Genomic DNA, 17740 nt, shown 5'->3' with positions numbered 1-17740 from the left:
ATCATCCGGCGAGAGGTGCCCTTCGGGACAACGAGGAAATGCTCAGCTGAGGCCCAACTTGGAGGAGCAGCCCGGCCAGGCGCCGTAACCGCCGCCTCGAGCCGCTCGGACCTTCTCCGCGACCGAGATCTGCTGCTCGCGGCTGGCCTGGTGCGGGTACGGCGCGTACTGGTCGCCGCCGTAGGCGTCCCAGGTGGACTTGTTGAACTGCAGGCCGCCGTAGTAGCCGTTGCCGGTGTTGATCGCCCAGTTGCCGCCGGCCTCGCACTGCGCCAGCTTGTCCCAGACGCCGCTGCTCGGCGGCTGCTTGCCGCCGATGCGCACGACCTTGGGCTGCGCTTCCTTGGTGATCTTCTCGCCGACTGCTGCCCGGCCGGTCTCCTCGCCGTTGCGCGTGGTGACCCGGGTGAACACGATCTTCTCGCCGGGCACGCCGGGGAATTCGACCCGCTCCTCGCCCTTGAACATCGTGTTGTCGACGATCTCCTGCACCGGGGGCGCGACCGGCATCGTCACGTTGATGACCGTGCTGCCGGTGCGGTCGATGCGGATCTCCGCGCCGGTGACCAGCTTCTGGTCGCCGCCGGGCGTGATCGTGTCCTCGGGGCCGAGTTCGAGCTTCTGCTCCTTGACCAGCTCGTCGATGTCGACGGCGGTCGTGGTCAGCTGCCGCGCCTCGTTGCCACCGTCGAAGACGGTGATGTTCTTGCTGGTCTTGACGACCAGGTCCATGCCCTGCTCGGGCACGGCCGTGGTGCGGTCGGCGGAGACCCACGCCCCGTCCGCCTGCACGCCGAGCTGGCGCAGCGCCTGGTCCACCGTGACCGAGCGGACCCATTCCTCGCGCTGCTCGCCGTCGACGGTCAGCTTCAGCAGCCGCCCGCGGTCGAGGGTGATGGTGTCGCCGTGGCTGACCTTGGCCTGCGGCGAGGGGCTGAGGGCGTCGTGCTGGCCGACGGTGATGCCCTCGTCCTCGAGCACGTCGGCGACGGTGCCCTCGTAGGTGCTGACGGTGCGCTCGTGCCCGTCGACCTCGACGGTCACCGACTTGTCCATCGCGGCTGCCGCGCCGCCGGTGCCGGTGAGGGTGAGCAGCACGCCGGCCACCGCGCCCTTGAGGAAGCGCCGCTTCCAGGTGGTGATCGCCTCGACGACCTCCTGCGGCGGGGTGTCGTCCTCCTCCGCCTCCGGCAACGCGTCCGGGATGACCAGCGGCGGCAGCACCGTGGTCTCGGCGTTGATCAGCCGGATGACCTCGTCGACGTCGATCTCGGCGGTGGCGAGCATGTCCTCGGCGTCCGGGCCGAGAACCTCGTAGATGTCCGCCGGGGTGATCTTGAGCGCGCCCGGCGGGAAGCTCGGGTGGTCCTCGGCCGGGTACCGCTGCGGCTCCGGGCGATCCAGGAGTCCCACTGCGGTGTGCTGCTCGGCCTGGACCGGGGTGAACCAGTCCGTCGTAGGCTCGAAGGATTCGGCCCAGTAGCCGTCGTCCGACCGGTAGGCATGGCCGGGGTAGCTGGGCTCGCCGCGTCCGTTCACAGGGTCGTTACCTCCCGAAGGCGGAAGTCGCGCTCGCGTGATGCGGAGCGGAGGCGGCGCCGGGCGAGACCCATGTCGTCGCTCAACTCCCTCGCTCCTCGCGTGCACACAACCTTCGTGCTTCGTGTCTGTATCCGACTCCCGCAGCCAAGCGCCGTCCTGCCGACCGAGAGCTCCGTTGCCCACGGCCCGCTTCCCCGACGTACACCGGCGAGACTTACGGGCGTTCCCCATGACTGGTTGTCATCGGTTACGAGGCCGAGACTCTAGCGTGATCAATGGAGGCAGCCAAGGACCCCGATCGGGTATGTGATCTGCATTACGCCGGGTTGCCGAGCAACCGAGCACGATCAGTAAGCGAGATCGCCCGCATTTGGTCCATTCGGGGGTACCGACGGCGGCCCGTTAGCTGGGCGACCTGGCTCCCTGGTGACATATCACACGTCCCCGACACCTGCGGTTTCCATGATCGGCGCCACGATTTCCGGGCCGGAACGGAACCCGGCCCGAGCACTCAACGCGCTCGGGCCGGGCCCTCCCTCCCCTCACCCGAGGGACCAGCGCCCCCACGGCGAGTTGATCACCTCATCGCGGCAAGCCCAGCTTCCGCGCGCACGCGGGCCAGGCGCCGAAGCCGCCGCGCGCAGCGCGCAGCGCCTCCGCGATGACGATCTGCTGCTCCCGCGATGCCCGGTGCGGGTACCGGTGGAAGCGGTCGCCGCCGTGGGCGGCCCAAGTCCTGCGGTTGAACTGCAGGCCGCCGTAGTAGCCGTTGCCCGTGTTGGCCGCCCAGTTGCCGCCGGCCTCGCACTTCGCGAGCCGGTCCCAGACGCTCGCCTGCGCGGGCGGCGCACTCGGAGACGCCGCCGCCATCGGCGCCACACCGCAGACCACGATGCTCGCCACTACCGTCGCCTTCGCGAACAAACCGAACTTCATCGCAATCCTGACTGCCGTGCCTCCGGGCAGGAGGTTCTCCGCCCAGCGGGCGGAATTGCGGGGTGTCGGCCCCCATCCCGGCTTCCGAAGTGGACGGTAAGGACGGCGTCGCGGACTGCAAGCGGGCGCGATTCGGCGCCCGATATCAAAGAACTGCGAGTGAAAAGAGTGCGGGTGGGGTTACGCCTGATCGAACCGAAATACTCGCTCGGCCGTGGCGGTGGTCGCTACCACGAGTTCTTCAAGCGTCATGCCACGGAGTTCCGCAAGATCCTGAAGGGTGTAATTGACGCAGTACGGCTCGTTCGGGCGTCCGCGGAACGGGTGCGGGGTCAGGAACGGCGCGTCGGTCTCCACCACGAACTGGTCCAGCGGCACCAGCTGCGCGGCCTCCCGGAGCGGCTTGGCGTTGGCGTTGCGGAAGGTCGCCGTCCCGGCGAAGGACAGAACGTAGCCCGCGTCCACGCAGGACCGGGCGAACTCGGCGTCGCCGGAGAAGCAGTGGAACACCACTGTTTCGGGGGCGCCCTCCTCGGCCAGGATCCGCAGGATGTCCTGGTGCGCCTCGCGGTCGTGGATCATCAACGGCTTGCCGGCGCGCTTGGCCAGGTCGATGTGCCAGCGGAAGGCCTCCTGCTGCGGCTCCGGCGGCGAGTAGTCCCAGTAGTAGTCGAGCCCGGTCTCGCCGACCGCGACCACCCGGGGGTGCTCGACGAGCCGCTCCAGCACCTGCCGGTCGGCGTCGTCGAAGTCCTTCGTGCGGGTGGGGTGCAGCGCCACCGCCGCGAACACCCGGTCGTCCCAAGTGGACGCTTCGACTGCCCACTCGGCGGAGGCGATGTCGTCGGCGACGGTCACTACCCGGCCGACCCCGGCGCCCTGCGCGCGGTCCACCATGGCGCGCACCTCGTCGGGCGTCTTCGCGCCGCAGGCGTCCAGGTGGGTGTGCGCGTCCACCGCGGGCGCGGGCAGCGCCTCCGGCACCGGCGGCAGCTCCCGCTTCCGGTCCCGCTTGCTCATCGCACCTCTCCAACGCAGGCAGCACTCGGGTGGGTCGACCGCAGTTTCAATTGAAACTGTGGTCCAACGAGGGTGAGGGGCACCCGCGGGTTTCACGGGTGCCCCTCGCCTCGGGTCGTCAGCTTTCGATCGGGGCCCACTCCGGGCCGGTCTCGCCGAGCTTCGGGTCCAGCTTGGCGAACAGCGGCGTCGGCTTCTGCAGCGGCCGGCCGACCTCGATCTCGGTGGACCGCCACGCCGCCTGCTCGCCGGCGTAGTCGCCCATCAGCACCGGGTACTCGATGCTCGGGTCGTCCAGGTCGGTCACCTCGCGGATCTCCGGCTGGGCCGACCAGACCCCGGTGCCGCCGAGCAGCTCGTGCACCTTCTGCGCCGAGTGCGGCAGGAACGGGGTGAGCAGCGTGTTGGCGTCGGAAACCACCTGCAGCGCCGTGTGCAGCACGGCGTCCCGCCGGTCCGGATCGTCCTTGAGCTTCCACGGCTCCTGGTCGGACAGGTACTTGTTCGCCGCCGACACGACCCGCATGGCCTCCTGCGAGGCGGCCTTGAACCGGGACCGCTGCAGGTGTCCGCCGACGGTGTCGAAGGCGTTGCGGGACAACGCCTTCAGCTCCTCGTCGGCGGCCTGGGGCGCGGTCGGCGCGGGCACCGCGCCGTTGTTCTTCACGGCCATCGAGACGGACCGGTTGACCAGGTTGCCCCACTCGTTGGCCAGCTCGAAGTTGGTGCGCCGGACGAACTCGTCCCAGGTGAAGTCGGTGTCCTGGTTCTCCGGCCCGGCGACCGAGATGAAGTACCGCAGGGTGTCCGGGCCGAACTCGCGCAGGAAGTCCCGCACGTAGATCACCGTGCCGCGGGAGGTGGAGAACTTCGACCCGCTCATGGTGAGGAACTCGCTGGAGACGATCTCGTCCGGCAGGTTCAGCTCGCCGTACGGGCCGACCTCGCCGCCGCGGTCGCCCTGGCCGTTGTGGCCCATCAGCAGCGTCGGCCAGATCTGGGCGTGGAAGGTGATGTTGTCCTTGCCCATGAAGTAGTAGCCCTGGGCGGCCGGGTCGGTCCACCACTGCTTCCAGGCGTCCGCGTCACCGGTCCGGCGGGCCCACTCGACGCTGGCCGACAGGTAGCCGATCACCGCGTCGAACCAGACGTAGAACCGCTTCATCGGCTGGTCGCGCCAACCGTCCAGCGGGATCGGCACACCCCAGTCCAGGTCCCGGCTGATCGCCCGGGGCCGCATGTCGTCGACCAGGTTCTGGGCGAACTTGAGGACGTTGGGCCGCCAGCCGGTGCGCGTGGACAGCCACTTGCCCAGCGACTCGGTGAACGCGGGCAGGTCCAGGAACAGGTGCTCGGTCTCGACGAACTCCGGCTTCTCGCCGTTGATCCGGGACACCGGGTTGATCAGGTCGGCCGGGTCGAGCTGGTTGCCGCAGTTGTCGCACTGGTCGCCGCGCGCGCCGTCGTAACCGCAGATGGGGCAGGTGCCCTCGATGTAGCGGTCGGGCAGCGTGCGGCCGGTGGACGGGCTGATCGCGCCGGTGGTGGTCTTCGGCAGCACGTAGCCGTTGCGGTACAGCGCGAGGAAGATCTGCTGGACGACCTCGTAGTGGTTGCCCGTGGTGGTGCGGGTGAACAGGTCGTAGGACAGGCCGAGGCCCTGCAGGTCCTCGGCGATCACCCGGTTGTACTTGTCGGCGAGCTGGCGGGTGGTCAGCCCCTCGTTCTCGGCCTGCACCGAGATCGGCGTGCCGTGCTCGTCGGTGCCGGACACCATGAGCACCCGGTTGCCGGCCATTCGCTGGTAGCGAGAGAAGACGTCCGAGGGCACACCGAAACCGGAGACGTGGCCGATGTGCCGTGGACCGTTCGCATAGGGCCAGGCCACAGCGGTCAACACAGAGGCACTCATGGTGCTTAGCCTACGGTTCGAGGGGCCGTGACCTCGAACCGGTTCTCGTTAGAGCTTGTCTGAGAACTCGCTTTGCGTGGCGGTGCGAGTGGCGGCCCCCTGCGGGAGTTACAGACGCCGCCTGGCTGTGGGATCCCCGACACACGTATGTCCATACGACGAGTCGGGGCTGTCCTCGCCAGACGACGTCTGAGAACCCGCGGCGGTGCCGGTTGCGTAGGTGGGCTAAGCGGCTGCGCCGCTTCAAAAACAACACCCACCCTTCCGCACTCAACATCAAACCTCTAGTCGTGAGCGGCCGCCGACGACCGGGATCAGCACCGCACGGGCTGGGCGCCTGCCGGGTCGAGGGCGTTGAGCACCATGCGCCCGACGTGCGGGTTGAACGCCACCGCGACGTGCTCGGAGAAGTCCTGCGGGCAGACGTCCTGGAGCACGATATTGGTCGCGTTCGGCGCGTCCAGGTGGCCGCTGGTGTACGGGGTGACCAGCTGGTCGTACTTGGTCATGATCGTCGTGTATTCGATGCCGGGCACCGCGGCGCCGTCCGCGTTGAGCTTCGCCATGAACTCGGAGTCCTTGAACAGCTGGCGGCAGGAACCGCACAGCTCGTCCGGGACCTGGCCGACGACCGGCAGCTCCTCGGCCAGCCGGTCCAGCAGCTCCGAGGTGTTCTGCAGCGTGGTGCCGTCGTAGAGCGGGGTGATCGCGACGTAGCGCTGCACGTTCTCGGCACCGCCCAGGAACTTCAGGTAGTACTGCGGCATCACGGTGCCCTCGGAGTGGCCGACCAGGTCGACCTTCTCGGCGCCGGTGGCGGCCAGCACCCGGTCGACGAAGCCGGCGAGCTCGGGCGCGCTCTCCTCCATCGGCGCGAATCCGCCGGTGAGCGGCGGCACCCCGGGCGGGAGGCCGTAGGTCAGGGCGAAGGCGCAGTAGCCCTGGCCGGCCAGCACCGGCCCCAGGTACGCCCAGTTCGTGGTGGCGGCGCCGCCGAGGCCGTGCACCAGGACCACCGGCGTCGGGTGCTCGGCGCTCGGTTGGCAGCTCCAGTCGTTCACGCCGGACGGCGCGGCGGCCGCGTCGGGTTGGGCCGTCGCGGGCGTCGCCGCCGCGGTGACGGCGAGCAGGGCCGTGAGAGCAGCCAGGACACCTCTGATCCGCATCTTCAACCTCGCCTCGTCGTGCGGCTTCTCGATGCACAACGGGCTCGGAACCAGGAAGTGACGCGGCCGACCGCAACATCATCCCGACGGCCCAGCAGGCAAGACCACGCGCGGCTTTCAAGGCCCGTGCGCACTTTGTGCTGCTACCACGACAAGAAGTGCGCACGGGTTCTGCGCTGCTCGATGCCGCGGCTGGTCAGGCGAGGTCGGCGCGGAAGAAGTCGACGTTGTACGGGCCCCACTGGGTCAGGGTGAAGTAGATCGCCGGCCGGTCCGCCGCCCACGGGTGCAGGAAGCCGCCGTAGAGCCCCGGGCAGTCGGCGCCGGACACCACGACCTCGCCGCCGCTCCACGGCCCGGTGAGCTCCGGCGCCGTGCGCAGCACGATCGCCGCGCGCTGCTCGTCGAGGTGCACCGCGAACCACCGGTCGAAGTGCCGGTTGAACTGCACCGACAGCTCGGCGACCGGCGCGGGCAGCACGGGCGCGGCGGCGAGCGGGTCGTCGCCCCAGCCGCTGCCGGTCCAGTACTCGTAGGCCGCCGGTTCGAGCAGGTCGTCGGCTCCGACGCGGGCGAGGTGCCCGGCGCCGAACCGGCCGCTCGGGGTGCCGAGCAGGTGCGCGCGGCCGTCCAGGACGCCGGCGAAGCCGATCATCTGGAACGGGTGACCGCCGGGGTCGCGGCGCCGGAACCGGCTCAGCCAGGGCTGCCGCGAGTTCCGCCAGACCGCCGTCTCCGACTTCGTCCACGTCGCCCGCCGTCGTCGGAGTACGCGAGCGCGCCGTAGTTCGTGTGCCACACACCCGGCATCCCCCACCGCCGCACGGACATGTAGTGCAGGTAGTTGCGGCCGCCGATGGCGATCCCCGCGGTCGGGATCACGGTGTGCTCGCGCGTGCCGGTCCGGTCGCCGGGCAGCGCCTGCCCGGCCATGCCGTCCTCGCGTGACAGGACCGAGTCGAACTTCAGGCCCGCGTCCAGGTCGGTGTTGGTGGACCGCGCGATCACGTTGTACCGCCAGTCGGCGCTCTTGGGGCCCGCGCCGTGGCCGCCCCACCCATCGCCGTAGGTGTCGCCGAACGCCGCGAGCACGCCGCCCCGGCCGTCGTCCCACATGATCCCGAGGTCCGTCGCGTGGATGCCGAACCGGCTGGCCGTGCGGTTGCAGGAGTCCTCGCCGGTGATCCTCGTGAGCCTGGTCGCACCGATCACACGCACCATGCGGCCACGGTACGCACTGCGGCCACGTCGCGAAAATGGCGTTTGCGCAGGTAGCCGCCGTGATCTCGCGGCGCCGCCCGGTGGCCCGAGATCCTGGCCGGGACATGACCCCGGCCACTCCCCGAGCCGCAACCCGCCTGATTGACCAGCGAAAACAGCGGTAGCCGGGGCTGTGGTCCGGGCTCGGTGCGAGGTCATACTGTCGGCGTGCCGGTCTTCACCCGTCCGATTGACGGCGAGGCGAGCGCAGCCCAGGTGCTGCGGCGCCTCGCTGCTCGCGCGCGCCGCCGCGGGCTGCCGCCACCGGCCGCGCTGACCGGCGACTGGTTCGGCGGCTCCGCCGTCCTCGCCCCGTCCGTGCGGATCGACGCCACCGCGCCGGAACGGGCCTTCACCACCGCCGACGCACCGGCCGGCCGGGCCGGACCCGGCCCGGTCGGCGGCGGCTGGATCGGCTACCTCGGCTACGGCCTCACCGACCCGGGCCGGCACGCCGAACCCCGCCGGCTGCCCCTCGCCGCGTGGGGCTGGGCCGATCACGTGCTGCGGCTCGACCCGGACGGGCAGTGGTGGTTCGAGGCGCTCGGCGCCGCAGAACCGGGCCTGGTCGCGGAGCTCGCCGAGGCGGTCGCCGCAGGCGATCCGCCGCAGGCCTCCTGGGAGGCGGGGCCGGTCGGCAGACCGGACGCCGACCAGCACGGCAAAGCCGTGCGCGGATGCGTGGAGGAGATCGCCGGAGGCGAGATCTTCCAGGCGAACATCTGCAGCCGGTTCGCGGTGCCGTTCCGGGGCGATCCGCTGGAGGTGTTCGCCGTCGGCAGCGCGCGGATGCAGCCCGCGCGGGCGGCATACGTGGCCGGGTCGTGGGGCGCGGTCGCATCGTTCTCGCCCGAGCTTTTCCTGGCCCGGCACGGCCGGGTGGTGCACTCCAGCCCGATCAAGGGCACGCTGCCGCGGCGGGGGCCGCAGGACGACCGCAACGCCGAGCTGCTCCGAGCGTCCGCCAAGGACGTCGCGGAGAACGTGATGATCGTGGACATGGCGCGCAACGACCTCGGGCGGGTCGCCGAGGTCGGGCGCGTGGCGGTGCCCCGGCTGCTGGACGTGCAGCCGCATCCCGGCGTGTGGCACCTGGTGTCGGACGTGCGGGCGGAAATCCCCGCGGAGCTGCCGAACTCGGCGCTGCTGTCGGCGACGTTCCCGCCCGCGTCCGTGACCGGCGCGCCGAAGGCGCGGGCGCTGGAGCTGATCGCGGAGCTGGAGTCGCAGCCGCGCGACGTCTACTGCGGCGCGGTCGGCATGGTCTCGCCGGTCGCGGGCATGGAGCTCAACGTCGCCATCCGCACCCTGGAATTCGCCGACGGCGTGCTGCACCTGGGCGTCGGCGGCGGGATCACCGCGGACTCCGACCCGGACCGGGAATGGCAGGAAGTGCTCACCAAGGCCGCCCCGGTCCTCTCCCTGCTGGACCGCTAGCCCCAGCGGTTTCGCGCGAAACCGTCACCTGGCAGGCGTGGCGAACGCCGTTTTCGCGCGAAAACGGCGCGCATACCGACAGCGGGTGTCAGCCGAGCAGGGCCAGGGCTTCATCGGCGGTGCGGCAGCCCGCCGATGCCAGGTCGAGGTTCGCCAGGGACGCGGCGTGCACCGCTTCATCGGCCGCCGCCACGCAGTCGCGCACCACGTGCACGGTGAAGCCGAGGTCCGTGCCGTGCCGGGCCGTCTGCTCGACCGTCAGGTTCGTGGCCACGCCGGTGATCAGCAGGGAGTCGATGCCCTGTTCGCGCAGCCACGGCACGAGGTCGTTGCCCGCCAGGCCGGAGAGCCGCTGGTTGTCCACCACCCGGCCGCCCGCGTCCGACATCTCCGCGATCAGCCCGGAGCCCGGCGCGTCCGGCCGGAACGCCTCCTGCGCATCGCCGACGGCGCGCATGAAGGCCGTGTTGCGCACCAGCCCGCCCTCCCCGACGGGCACCGTGAACCGGGTGAACACCAGCTCGGCCCCGGCCTCGCGGGCCGCCCGGTGGAACCGCGCGGCGCGCTCGACCACGCCGCTGCGCGACACCGGTTCGGCGAGCATCCCGCCGAAGAATCCCTCGGGCTCGATCACGTTGACCTGCCAATGCAGGCCCAATACCGCACATCGCATCATTCGATCTTGCCCTGGAACCCGGCCGGGCTTCTATCGCCGGGCAGCGAGGACCGCGTCGTACAGCTCCTTCTTCCGCACGCCCGCGAGCTCCGCGACCTCCGCTACCGCGTCCTTCAGCCGCACGCCTTCGGCGGCGCGCTCCTCCACCTGCGCCACCAGCTCCGCCGGGTCGGTGGCCGCCGGTGGCTCGGCTCCGCCGAGCACCACCGTGATCTCGCCGCGCACGCCTTCGGCGGCCCAGGTGGCGAGCTCCGCGAGGCTGTCGCGGCGGATCTCCTCATAGGTCTTGGTCAGCTCGCGGCAGACCGCTGCTCGTCGCGAGCCGCCGAGCACCTCGACGGCGTCGGCCAGGGTGTCGGCGAGCCGGTGCGGCGCCTCGAAGAACACGCAGGTGCGTTCCTCGGCGAGCAGCCGCCCGAGCCAGCGGCGGCGTTCGCCCTGCTTGCGGGGCGGGAACCCCTCGAAGCAGAACCGGTCCGAGGGCAGCCCGGACACCGCGAGCGCGGTGGTCACCGCGGACGGCCCCGGCAGGCAGGTCACCGGCAGCTGTTCGGCGACGCAGGCCGCCACCAGCCGGTATCCGGGGTCGGACACGCTGGGCATCCCGGCGTCGGTGACCAGCAGCACCGTGCGGCCCTCGCGCAGGGCGTCCAGCAGCATCGGCGCCCGCGCCGCTTCCACGCCCTCGTAGTAGCTGACCACCTTGCCGCCGGGCGTGACGCCCAGCGCGCTGGCGAGCGCGCGCACCCGCCTGGTGTCTTCCGCGGCGATGACGTCGGCCGAGCCGAGTGCGTCGACGAGGCGCGCCGAGGCGTCGCGGGAATCGCCGAGCGGGGTGGCGGCGAGCAGGAGCGTGCCGGAGTCCATAACCGCACAGCGTATTTCCGCGGGCACGCCGCCCGGGGCGGTGGGCCACCGACTTCGCGGCTGGTCTCCTACGATCGGGGGCTGTGAGCGTCCTCGTCCCCAATCCCGGTGGCCGCAGCGCCGACGAACTCGTCAACGTCGGCCGCAGGCCACCGGCCCGGCAGCCGGGCGAGACCGATCCACGTCCGCTGCTCGACGTGACGATGCCAACCGACCGGCTGCGCGGCTGGCTGGTCACGATCGCGGTCACGGCCGTCGCGGCGCTCGTGCGGCTGTGGGACCTCGGGCGCGCCACCAACGAGGGCACCCCGGTCTTCGACGAGAAGCACTACGTGCCGCAGGCGTGGCAGATGCTGCGCAACGGCGGCTACGAGGACAACCCCGGCTACGAGCTGGTCGCGCATCCGCCGGTCGGCAAGCAGCTGATCGCGATCGGCGAATGGCTGCTCGGCTACAACCCGTGGGGCTGGCGGATCATGGCCGCGCTCTGCGGCACGGTGATGGTGCTGCTCGTCGTGCGCATCGCGCGCCGCATGACCCGGTCCACCCTGCTCGGCGCGGTGGCCGGCGTGCTGCTGATCTGCGACGGGCTCAGCCACGTGCAGTCCCGGGTCGGGATGCTCGACGTGTTCCAGGCCATGTTCCTGCTCGCCGCGTTCGCCTGCCTGCTGGTCGACCGCGACCAGGTGCGCAGCCGGATGTGGCAGGTGTGCGTCGAGGGCCGGCTGGACGCGAGCGGCTGGGGCCCGCGGCTGGGGTTCCGCTGGTGGCGCTTCGGCACCGGGCTGATGCTCGGGCTGGCCTGCGGCGTGAAGTGGAACGCCATCTACTACATCATGGCGTTCGGCCTGCTCAGCGTGATCTGGGATGCGCTGGCGCGGCGCGCGGCGGGAGTCCGGCGGCCGTGGCGGGCGGCGCTGGTGCGCGACACCGCCCCGGCGCTGTGGTCGCTGGTAGCGATCCCGCTGCTGGTCTACTTCGCGACCTGGGCGGGCTGGTTCGCCAGCGAGACGGCGACGGACCGGCACGCCGTGATCACCGCCGACGACGTCGGCTTCGGATCGCTGCCCGACGCGCTGCGGTCGCTGCTGTACTACCAGCTCAACGTGCTGGACTTCCACACCCACCTGGTCACGCCGAAGAACCCGCACCCGTGGGAGTCGAAGCCGTGGGCGTGGCCGATGGGCATGCGCCCGATGCTCTACTACTACGAGTCGGGGATCTCGGGCTGCGGCCGGTCCAACTGCATCGGGGCGACGATGCTGATCGGCACGCCGGCGATGTGGTGGCTGGCGCTGCCCGTCGCAGGCTGGGCGGTCTGGCGGGCGACCAGCAGGATGGACTGGCGCTACGCCGCGGTCCTGGTCGGCTACGGCGCGGGCTTCCTGCCGTGGTTCACCAACCTGGACCGGCAGATGTACTTCTTCTACGCGACTCCGCTGGCGCCGTTCCTGGTGCTGGGCATCGTGCTGGTGCTGGGCGAGGTCCTCGGCACGGCGCGCGACCACCTGGAGCGGCGCCAGACGGGGCTGCTCGCGGTGTCGCTGTACGTGGGGCTCGTGGTGGCGAACTTCGTGTGGCTGTGGCCGATCCTCAACGGCGAGCCGATCACCCAGGAGCATTGGCAGGCCGAGCTCTGGCTCCCCTCCTGGCGCTGATCACGGGCCGCGAGCGCGTTGCCCAGCGCACTCACGGGCCCGTGACCAGCGCAGGCAGGATCAGGCGCGCGGTTCCCAGCGGAACCAGGCTCGGGCCAGCAGGCCCAGCAGCGCGATCCAGGCCACCAGCACGCCGAGCGCCGGAAGCCCGCCGAGCAGGTCCACCCCGGACATCGCGCGGTGCACCAGGTCGCCGATGGCTCCGCCCGGCAGCAGCACCGCGGCCGGCGAGCCGCTCATCGACGCCCACAACGCGCTGCCGAGCAGCACGATCAGCCACGGCATCGTGGTGATCTGCGCCTGCTCCGCGGTGGACGTCCGGCCGCTCGTCGCCGCCCCCGCCGCGACGGCGAGCGCGACTCCCGGGATCATCGCGAGCACCAGCGCGACCGGGCTCGCCGGCAGCGGCGCGCCCAGGCCCACCGAGATCCCGAACAGCACGACCATCTGGCCGAACCCGAGCAGGACCACCGGGCTCAGCAGGCCGGTCAGGATCGTCGCGGCCGACTGCTCGCTGCTGCGCAGCCGCTTCAGGTACAGGTCCTCGCGGCGGCTGGTCAGCGCGGTGGTCACCGTGAAGTAGACGGTGAGCCCCTGCACCGCCAGCAGCTGCGTGGTCAGCGTCGCGGACCAGACCCGCAGGTCGGCGCTGCCGGGCACGCTGGTGCCCAGGAGCAGGCCGAGCAGCAGCGGCATCAGCGTCGCGCTGAGCGCCACGGTCTTGTTGCGCATCAGCAGCTTCCACTCGGCGCTGCTCAACGCGAGCACGGCTGTGCTCATGGGACGGCCACCTCCTGGCGGACGGATTGGAAGATGTCTTCGAGCGACGCCTGGTGCGCGCGCAGGCCCGCGAGATCGAGGCGTCCGTCGGCCCAGGACAGCAGCGCGTGCAGGTCGCGCTGCAGGGCCGGGGTCCGGATCTCCACGCGGGTGCCCGTCCACGTCACCGTCCCGGCCAGCGACGGGAGCTCGACGCGGTCACCGGGGTCGAAGCTGATCCGCGCCTGCTGGGAGGCCAGCACGTCGACCAGCCTGCCGGACACCGCGATGTGGCCCTGGTGCATGATCGCCAGCCGGTGCGCCAGCCGTTCGGCCTCTTCCAGGTAGTGCGTGGTCAGCAGCACCGTGGTGCCCCGCGCGAGTCGGGCGCGCACCATTTCCCAGGTGGCGCGGCGGGATTCCGGGTCCATGCCGGTGGTCGGCTCGTCCAGGAACAGCAGGTCCGGATCGCCGAGCAGGGCGAGCGCGAGGTCCAGCCGGCGCCGCTCGCCGCCGGAGAGCTGCTTCACCCGCGTCTCGCGCCGGGCCGCCAGCCCGACCGCCGCCAGCGATTCGTCCACATCGGACTTGCGGGACGTCAGGGCGGCGCCGAGCCGGGCAGTTTCGAGGACCGTCAGATCGCCGGCGAAACCGCCCTCCTGCAACATGATCCCGATCCGGCGGCGCACCGAGCGATCCCGCCGGGGGTCCTGGCCGAAGACCCGCACCGCGCCCCCGGTGGGCGCCCGGTGCCCCTCGATGGTCTCCAGCGTCGTCGTCTTGCCCGCCCCGTTGGTGCCGAGCAGCGCGAACAGCTCACCGGCGTGCACGTCGAAGTCGACCCCGCGGACCGCCTCGAAATCGCCGTAGCGGCAACGCAGTCCGTTGACGCTGATCACTGGTGTCGTCATGCCGTCAAGGCTCGCCGGATCGCATTCGCGCCGGTAGAGCGTTCCGTCAGCCGCGATTGCGCGGCCTGTCAGGGAAATTGATGACTGATGTCATGCCGGAATCGGCGAGCGGGGCGGGACGGATGCAGGATGCTGGACCGGTGAGCGAACCCGACCCCACCCAGTTCGACCCGCGTCGCATCGTGCGACTGCGCCGCTACACCTGGTGGTCGCTCGTGCCGGTGATGCCGATGTACGCGCTCTTCCCGGTGTTCAACCTCGTGGTAGGCGCGCGGGACGGCTTCTACGGAACGCCGGAGATCGTCGTCCTGGCGCTGGTCCTGGTCGTGATCGCGGTGGACGGCACGATCCTGTCGATCGGCCTGATGCGCGGCCTCGGCAAGGGCGTCTCGCGCCCGGTCCCGCACGGCGTGATCTTCGCGCTCGCCCTCGCGGCCATGGCGTACGCGCTGAGCCAGGACGGCGGCGGGATGGCCTGGTCGGTGCTGGTCAGCGGGCTGGCCGCGATGCAGATCGCGGCCAGCCCGTACCGGATCCGCTGGCGGCTCGTGATCGGATCCGTGTTGCTGATCAGCACGGTCGCCGGGCTCGCGGCCCTGCCGCGACTGCCGCATCCGATGCTCGCCGTCATCACCGGCTTCACCGTCGCGTTCACCGTGGCCGCGCTGATCGCGCTGGTCCTGGTCGCCGCCTGGTTCTGGGACATCGTGCTGGAGCTGGACCGGGCCCGCGCCGTCAGCGCCGAGCTCGCCGTCGCCAAGGAACGCCTCCGGTTCGCCGCCGATCTGCACGACATCCAGGGCCACCACCTGCAGGCGATCGCGTTGAAAGCGGAGCTGGCCGAGCGCCTGGTCGGCGTCGACGACGACCGGGTGCGCACCCAGGCCGCCGAGGTGGCCGAGCTCGCGCGGACCGCGCTGAAGGACACCCGCGAGGTCGTGCAGGGCTACCGGCGCAGCAACCTGATCACCGAACTCGACAACGCGCGCGAAATCCTGGAGGCCGCCGGCGTCCGGACCACGGTGCGCGGTGACGCGGCGATGGTTCCGCCGCCGCTGCAACCGCTTTTCGGCGCGCTGGTGCGCGAAGGCACCACCAACATCCTCCGGCATTCGCGCGCCGAGAACTGCGAACTCGTCATCGCCGTCGACGGCCCGCACACGCAGGTCGTGCTGAGCAGTGACCGCCCGAACCCGCCGAACGGCGACGCCGGGTCCGGCATCGACGGGCTGCGCCAGCGGTTCGGCACACTGGGCGGGCGGGTCGACGCGAACCGGGTGGCGGACCGGTTCGAGCTGCGCGGTTCCGCCGACGAACCCGGGAGGACTCCGTGATCCGAGTGGTGCTGGCCGACGACGAGGACCTGATCCGGGGTGCGCTCGCCGCGCTGCTCGACCTGGAGCCGGACCTGGAAGTGGTCGCCCAGTGCAGCAACGGGGCGGAAGCGCTCCGGGCGGTCCGCGAGCACGCGCCGGACATCGCGGTCTTCGACCTGGAGATGCCGGAGCTCGACGGCGTGCAGGCCGCGCAGCGCCTCGCCGGCCGGCTGCCGATCGTGCTGGTCACCCGGCACGCCCGCCCCGGGGTGCTGAAGCGGGCGCTCGCCGCGGGCATCCGCGGCTTCGTGCCCAAGACCACGCCCGCGTCCCGGCTGGCCGTGATCCTGCGCGACGTGCACGGCGGCGCCCGCTACATCGACCCGGAGATCGCGGCCAGCGCGCTGACCGGCGACGCCTGCCCGCTCACCGACCGGGAACTCGAACTGCTCGGGCACACCCTGCAGGGCGGCACGATCGCCACCATCGCGGCGGCGGTGCACCTGGCGCCCGGCACGGTCCGCAACTACCTGTCGGCGGCGATGACCAAGCTCGGCGTCGAAACCCGGCACGAAGCGGCCCGCCGCGCCTGGGAAGAAGGCTGGATCTGACGCCGCTTTCGCGCGAGAACGGCCCGCGACGTGAGGAGTGGGCGGCGCTTTCGCGCGAAATCGCCATCCGGCACGCGTGAGCGATGGCGCTTTCGCGCGAAATCGCCATCCGGCACGGGTGGGTGGTGACGGTTTCGCGCGAAAACGGCGGCGCCTGAAGTGAATGAAGCCGCGCGTGGTCGCTCCGGGCTGGAACGACCACGCGCGGGTCCCGCCCCCTCAGGCCAGATCGGCCAGGGTCTTGCGAAGCGCGGCCACCGCGTCGACGATCTCCTCCGGCCGGACCGAGAGCGGCGGACGGCAGCGCAGCGCGTCCGGGCCCGACGGCAGGAACAGCGTGCGGTAGCTGTCGCGGGCGATCGCCAGTGCGCGGTCGCGCTTGGCCGGGTCGCGGAAGGTGATCGCGCACATCAGGCCGCGGCCGCGCGGATCGCGGATCACCGACGGGAATTCCGCCGCCAGGTCGCGGAGCTCGCCAAGCAGCAGCTCGCCCATCTGCCTGCTGTGCTCGAACAGGCCCTCGCGCTCGACGACCTCCAGGATCCTGGTCGCGCGGACCATGTCGACCAGCGAACCGCCCCAGGTGGAGCTGATCCGGCTGGCCTCGCGGAAGGCGTTGTCGGCGACCTCCAGCACGCGGCGCCCGCCCATCACCCCGCACACCTGCAGGCGCTTGCCGAAGGCGACCAGGTCCGGCTCCAGTCCGAGCGCCTCGTGCGCCCAGGCCCGCCCGGTCAGCGCGCCGGTCTGCACCTCGTCGGCGACGGTGAGGACGTCGTGCTCCTGGCAGAGTTCCTGCACCGCCTGCAGGAACTGCGGCCGCAGGTGCCGGTCGCCGCCCTCGCCCTGGATCGGCTCGTAGACGAAGCACGCGATCTCGTTGCCGTAGCGGCGCAGCGCGGCGCGGGCGGCGTCGAGCGCGATCGTCTCCTCCGGCAGCAGCTCGGCGCTGTCCCACCGCTCGCCCGGCTCGATCGCGGGACTGGGGATGCGCGGCCAGTCGAACATCGGGTAGTCGCGGATCTTCGACGGGTCGGTGTTGGTCAGCGAGAGCGTGTAGCCGCTGCGGCCGTGGAAGGCCCGCTCCAGGTGCAGCACGCGGCTGCCGCGCACCGCGATTCCGTTGCGCGCGTTGACCTTGGTCTTCCAGTCGAAGGCGACCTTCAGCGCGTTCTCCACCGCGAGGGTGCCGCCGTCGATGAAGAACAGCAGCGGCAGCTCGGGGACGCCGACCACGCGGCGGAAGGTCTCGGCGAAGCGGGCCTGCTCGGCGGTGGCGAAGTCCGGGTTGGACGGCTTGATCCGCCCGACGCGCACCAGGTCCGCCTCGAACTCGGACGTGCGCAGGCCGGGGTGGCCGTGCCCGAGCGGCGCGGAGCTGAAGAACATCGTCATGTCGAGGTACTCGGTGCCGTCGCGGGCGTCGCGGAGCCGGCAGCCGTCGCCGGCGTCGAGGTCCACGACGATGTCCATCAGGTCGCCGGTGACATGCGCCTTCAGCGCCGCGACGACGTCTGCCGCCGCGTCTCGCGGGCTCGGGACTTCGGTCGGTACGACGTCGCGAACGGTCTTGTGCTGAGCGGTCATGTTCGGCCTCCCGGCGCCGTGTGGTGCGGTGTCGAGCATCACGTGTCAAGAAGAATTACATCAGGAATCCGTAGAGAAGCAA

General features: G+C 71.3%; 14 protein-coding genes and 1 pseudogene. 4 read left to right on the top strand and 11 right to left on the bottom strand.

Annotated elements, in window-relative coordinates:
• Positions 1-42 precede the first annotated feature (42 nt).
• The 6 genes and pseudogenes from BLW84_RS15150 to BLW84_RS15125 all read right to left on the bottom strand — a co-directional run bounded on the left by BLW84_RS15150 (position 43) and on the right by BLW84_RS15125 (position 7692).
• Complete coding sequence (locus BLW84_RS15150) at positions 43-1539, bottom strand: resuscitation-promoting factor (RefSeq protein ID WP_093265875.1); 1497 nt, start codon at positions 1537-1539, stop codon at positions 43-45.
• 585 nt (positions 1540-2124) lie between these two features.
• On the bottom strand, positions 2125-2478 hold the full coding sequence (locus tag BLW84_RS15145) for a transglycosylase family protein (protein WP_093265873.1): 354 nt from the start codon (positions 2476-2478) through the stop codon (positions 2125-2127).
• Between the two features lie 180 nt (positions 2479-2658).
• A complete protein-coding gene (locus BLW84_RS15140; protein ID WP_093265871.1) occupies positions 2659-3498 on the bottom strand; it encodes a TatD family hydrolase in 840 nt (279 codons plus the stop codon).
• 118 nt (positions 3499-3616) lie between these two features.
• Entirely contained in the window at positions 3617-5410 is a 1794-nt protein-coding gene (metG, locus tag BLW84_RS15135; protein WP_093265870.1) for a methionine--tRNA ligase, read from the bottom strand.
• Positions 5411-5724: 314 nt separating this feature from the next.
• Entirely contained in the window at positions 5725-6576 is an 852-nt protein-coding gene (locus tag BLW84_RS15130; protein WP_093266060.1) for an esterase/lipase family protein, read from the bottom strand.
• 196 nt (positions 6577-6772) lie between these two features.
• Positions 6773-7692 (bottom strand): annotated as a pseudogene (locus BLW84_RS15125) (DUF4185 domain-containing protein).
• Positions 7693-8004: 312 nt separating this feature from the next.
• On the opposite strand from BLW84_RS15125, the gene BLW84_RS15120 reads away from it, so the two are divergent.
• A complete protein-coding gene (locus BLW84_RS15120) occupies positions 8005-9273 on the top strand; it encodes an aminodeoxychorismate synthase component I (RefSeq protein WP_093265868.1) in 1269 nt (422 codons plus the stop codon).
• An 88-nt stretch (positions 9274-9361) separates the two neighbouring features.
• Here BLW84_RS15120 and BLW84_RS15115 read toward each other — a convergent pair whose 3' ends face one another.
• Together BLW84_RS15115 and rsmI are read right to left on the bottom strand one after the other, a co-directional pair.
• Positions 9362-9931 (bottom strand): cysteine hydrolase family protein, encoded by a 570-nt coding sequence (locus BLW84_RS15115; RefSeq protein ID WP_245761156.1) that lies wholly within the window; start codon positions 9929-9931, stop codon positions 9362-9364.
• A 48-nt stretch (positions 9932-9979) separates the two neighbouring features.
• Positions 9980-10816, bottom strand: a complete 837-nt coding sequence (gene rsmI, locus BLW84_RS15110; RefSeq protein WP_093265867.1) for a 16S rRNA (cytidine(1402)-2'-O)-methyltransferase — start codon at positions 10814-10816, stop codon at positions 9980-9982.
• An 83-nt stretch (positions 10817-10899) separates the two neighbouring features.
• On the opposite strand from rsmI, the gene BLW84_RS15105 reads away from it, so the two are divergent.
• Positions 10900-12474, top strand: a complete 1575-nt coding sequence (locus BLW84_RS15105; protein ID WP_093265865.1) for a dolichyl-phosphate-mannose--protein mannosyltransferase — start codon at positions 10900-10902, stop codon at positions 12472-12474.
• Between the two features lie 60 nt (positions 12475-12534).
• Here the strand turns inward: BLW84_RS15105 and BLW84_RS15100 are convergent, their stop codons facing one another.
• Positions 12535-13254 (bottom strand): ABC transporter permease, encoded by a 720-nt coding sequence (locus tag BLW84_RS15100; protein ID WP_093265864.1) that lies wholly within the window; start codon positions 13252-13254, stop codon positions 12535-12537.
• Positions 13251-14144 (bottom strand): ABC transporter ATP-binding protein, encoded by an 894-nt coding sequence (locus BLW84_RS15095; protein ID WP_093265862.1) that lies wholly within the window; start codon positions 14142-14144, stop codon positions 13251-13253. Before BLW84_RS15095 ends, BLW84_RS15100 begins: the two co-directional genes overlap by 4 nt.
• 140 nt (positions 14145-14284) lie before the next feature.
• Between BLW84_RS15095 and BLW84_RS15090 the strand changes: the two genes are divergently transcribed.
• Both BLW84_RS15090 and BLW84_RS15085 read left to right on the top strand, forming a co-directional pair.
• Entirely contained in the window at positions 14285-15478 is a 1194-nt protein-coding gene (locus tag BLW84_RS15090; RefSeq protein WP_245761155.1) for a sensor histidine kinase, read from the top strand.
• Positions 15475-16071, top strand: a complete 597-nt coding sequence (locus BLW84_RS15085; RefSeq protein WP_093265861.1) for a response regulator transcription factor — start codon at positions 15475-15477, stop codon at positions 16069-16071. The genes BLW84_RS15090 and BLW84_RS15085 overlap by 4 nt, the downstream gene beginning before the upstream one ends.
• Before the next feature lie 219 nt (positions 16072-16290).
• Here BLW84_RS15085 and lat read toward each other — a convergent pair whose 3' ends face one another.
• Positions 16291-17658 (bottom strand): L-lysine 6-transaminase, encoded by a 1368-nt coding sequence (gene lat, locus BLW84_RS15080; protein WP_093266056.1) that lies wholly within the window; start codon positions 17656-17658, stop codon positions 16291-16293.
• Positions 17659-17740: the final 82 nt, after the last annotated feature.

Source organism: Saccharopolyspora shandongensis (genome assembly GCF_900106995.1).
GTDB classification, from domain to species: domain Bacteria; phylum Actinomycetota; class Actinomycetes; order Mycobacteriales; family Pseudonocardiaceae; genus Saccharopolyspora; species Saccharopolyspora shandongensis.
The sequence above is the reverse complement of the archived record's forward strand: the minus strand, read 5'-3'. Positions and strand labels throughout refer to the sequence as shown.

Bases quoted from the DNA above. Each gene is read 5' to 3' on its own strand.
- BLW84_RS15095 (WP_093265862.1), bottom strand. From the start codon at position 14,144: ATGACGACACCAGTGATCAGCGTCAACGGACTGCGTTGCCGCTACGGC.
- lat (WP_093266056.1), bottom strand. From the start codon at position 17,658: ATGACCGCTCAGCACAAGACCGTTCGCGACGTCGTACCGACCGAAGTC.
- BLW84_RS15100 (WP_093265864.1), bottom strand. From the start codon at position 13,254: ATGAGCACAGCCGTGCTCGCGTTGAGCAGCGCCGAGTGGAAGCTGCTG.
- BLW84_RS15140 (WP_093265871.1), bottom strand. From the start codon at position 3,498: ATGAGCAAGCGGGACCGGAAGCGGGAGCTGCCGCCGGTGCCGGAGGCG.
- BLW84_RS15130 (WP_093266060.1), bottom strand. From the start codon at position 6,576: ATGCGGATCAGAGGTGTCCTGGCTGCTCTCACGGCCCTGCTCGCCGTC.
- rsmI (WP_093265867.1), bottom strand. From the start codon at position 10,816: ATGGACTCCGGCACGCTCCTGCTCGCCGCCACCCCGCTCGGCGATTCC.
- BLW84_RS15145 (WP_093265873.1), bottom strand. From the start codon at position 2,478: ATGAAGTTCGGTTTGTTCGCGAAGGCGACGGTAGTGGCGAGCATCGTG.
- metG (WP_093265870.1), bottom strand. From the start codon at position 5,410: ATGAGTGCCTCTGTGTTGACCGCTGTGGCCTGGCCCTATGCGAACGGT.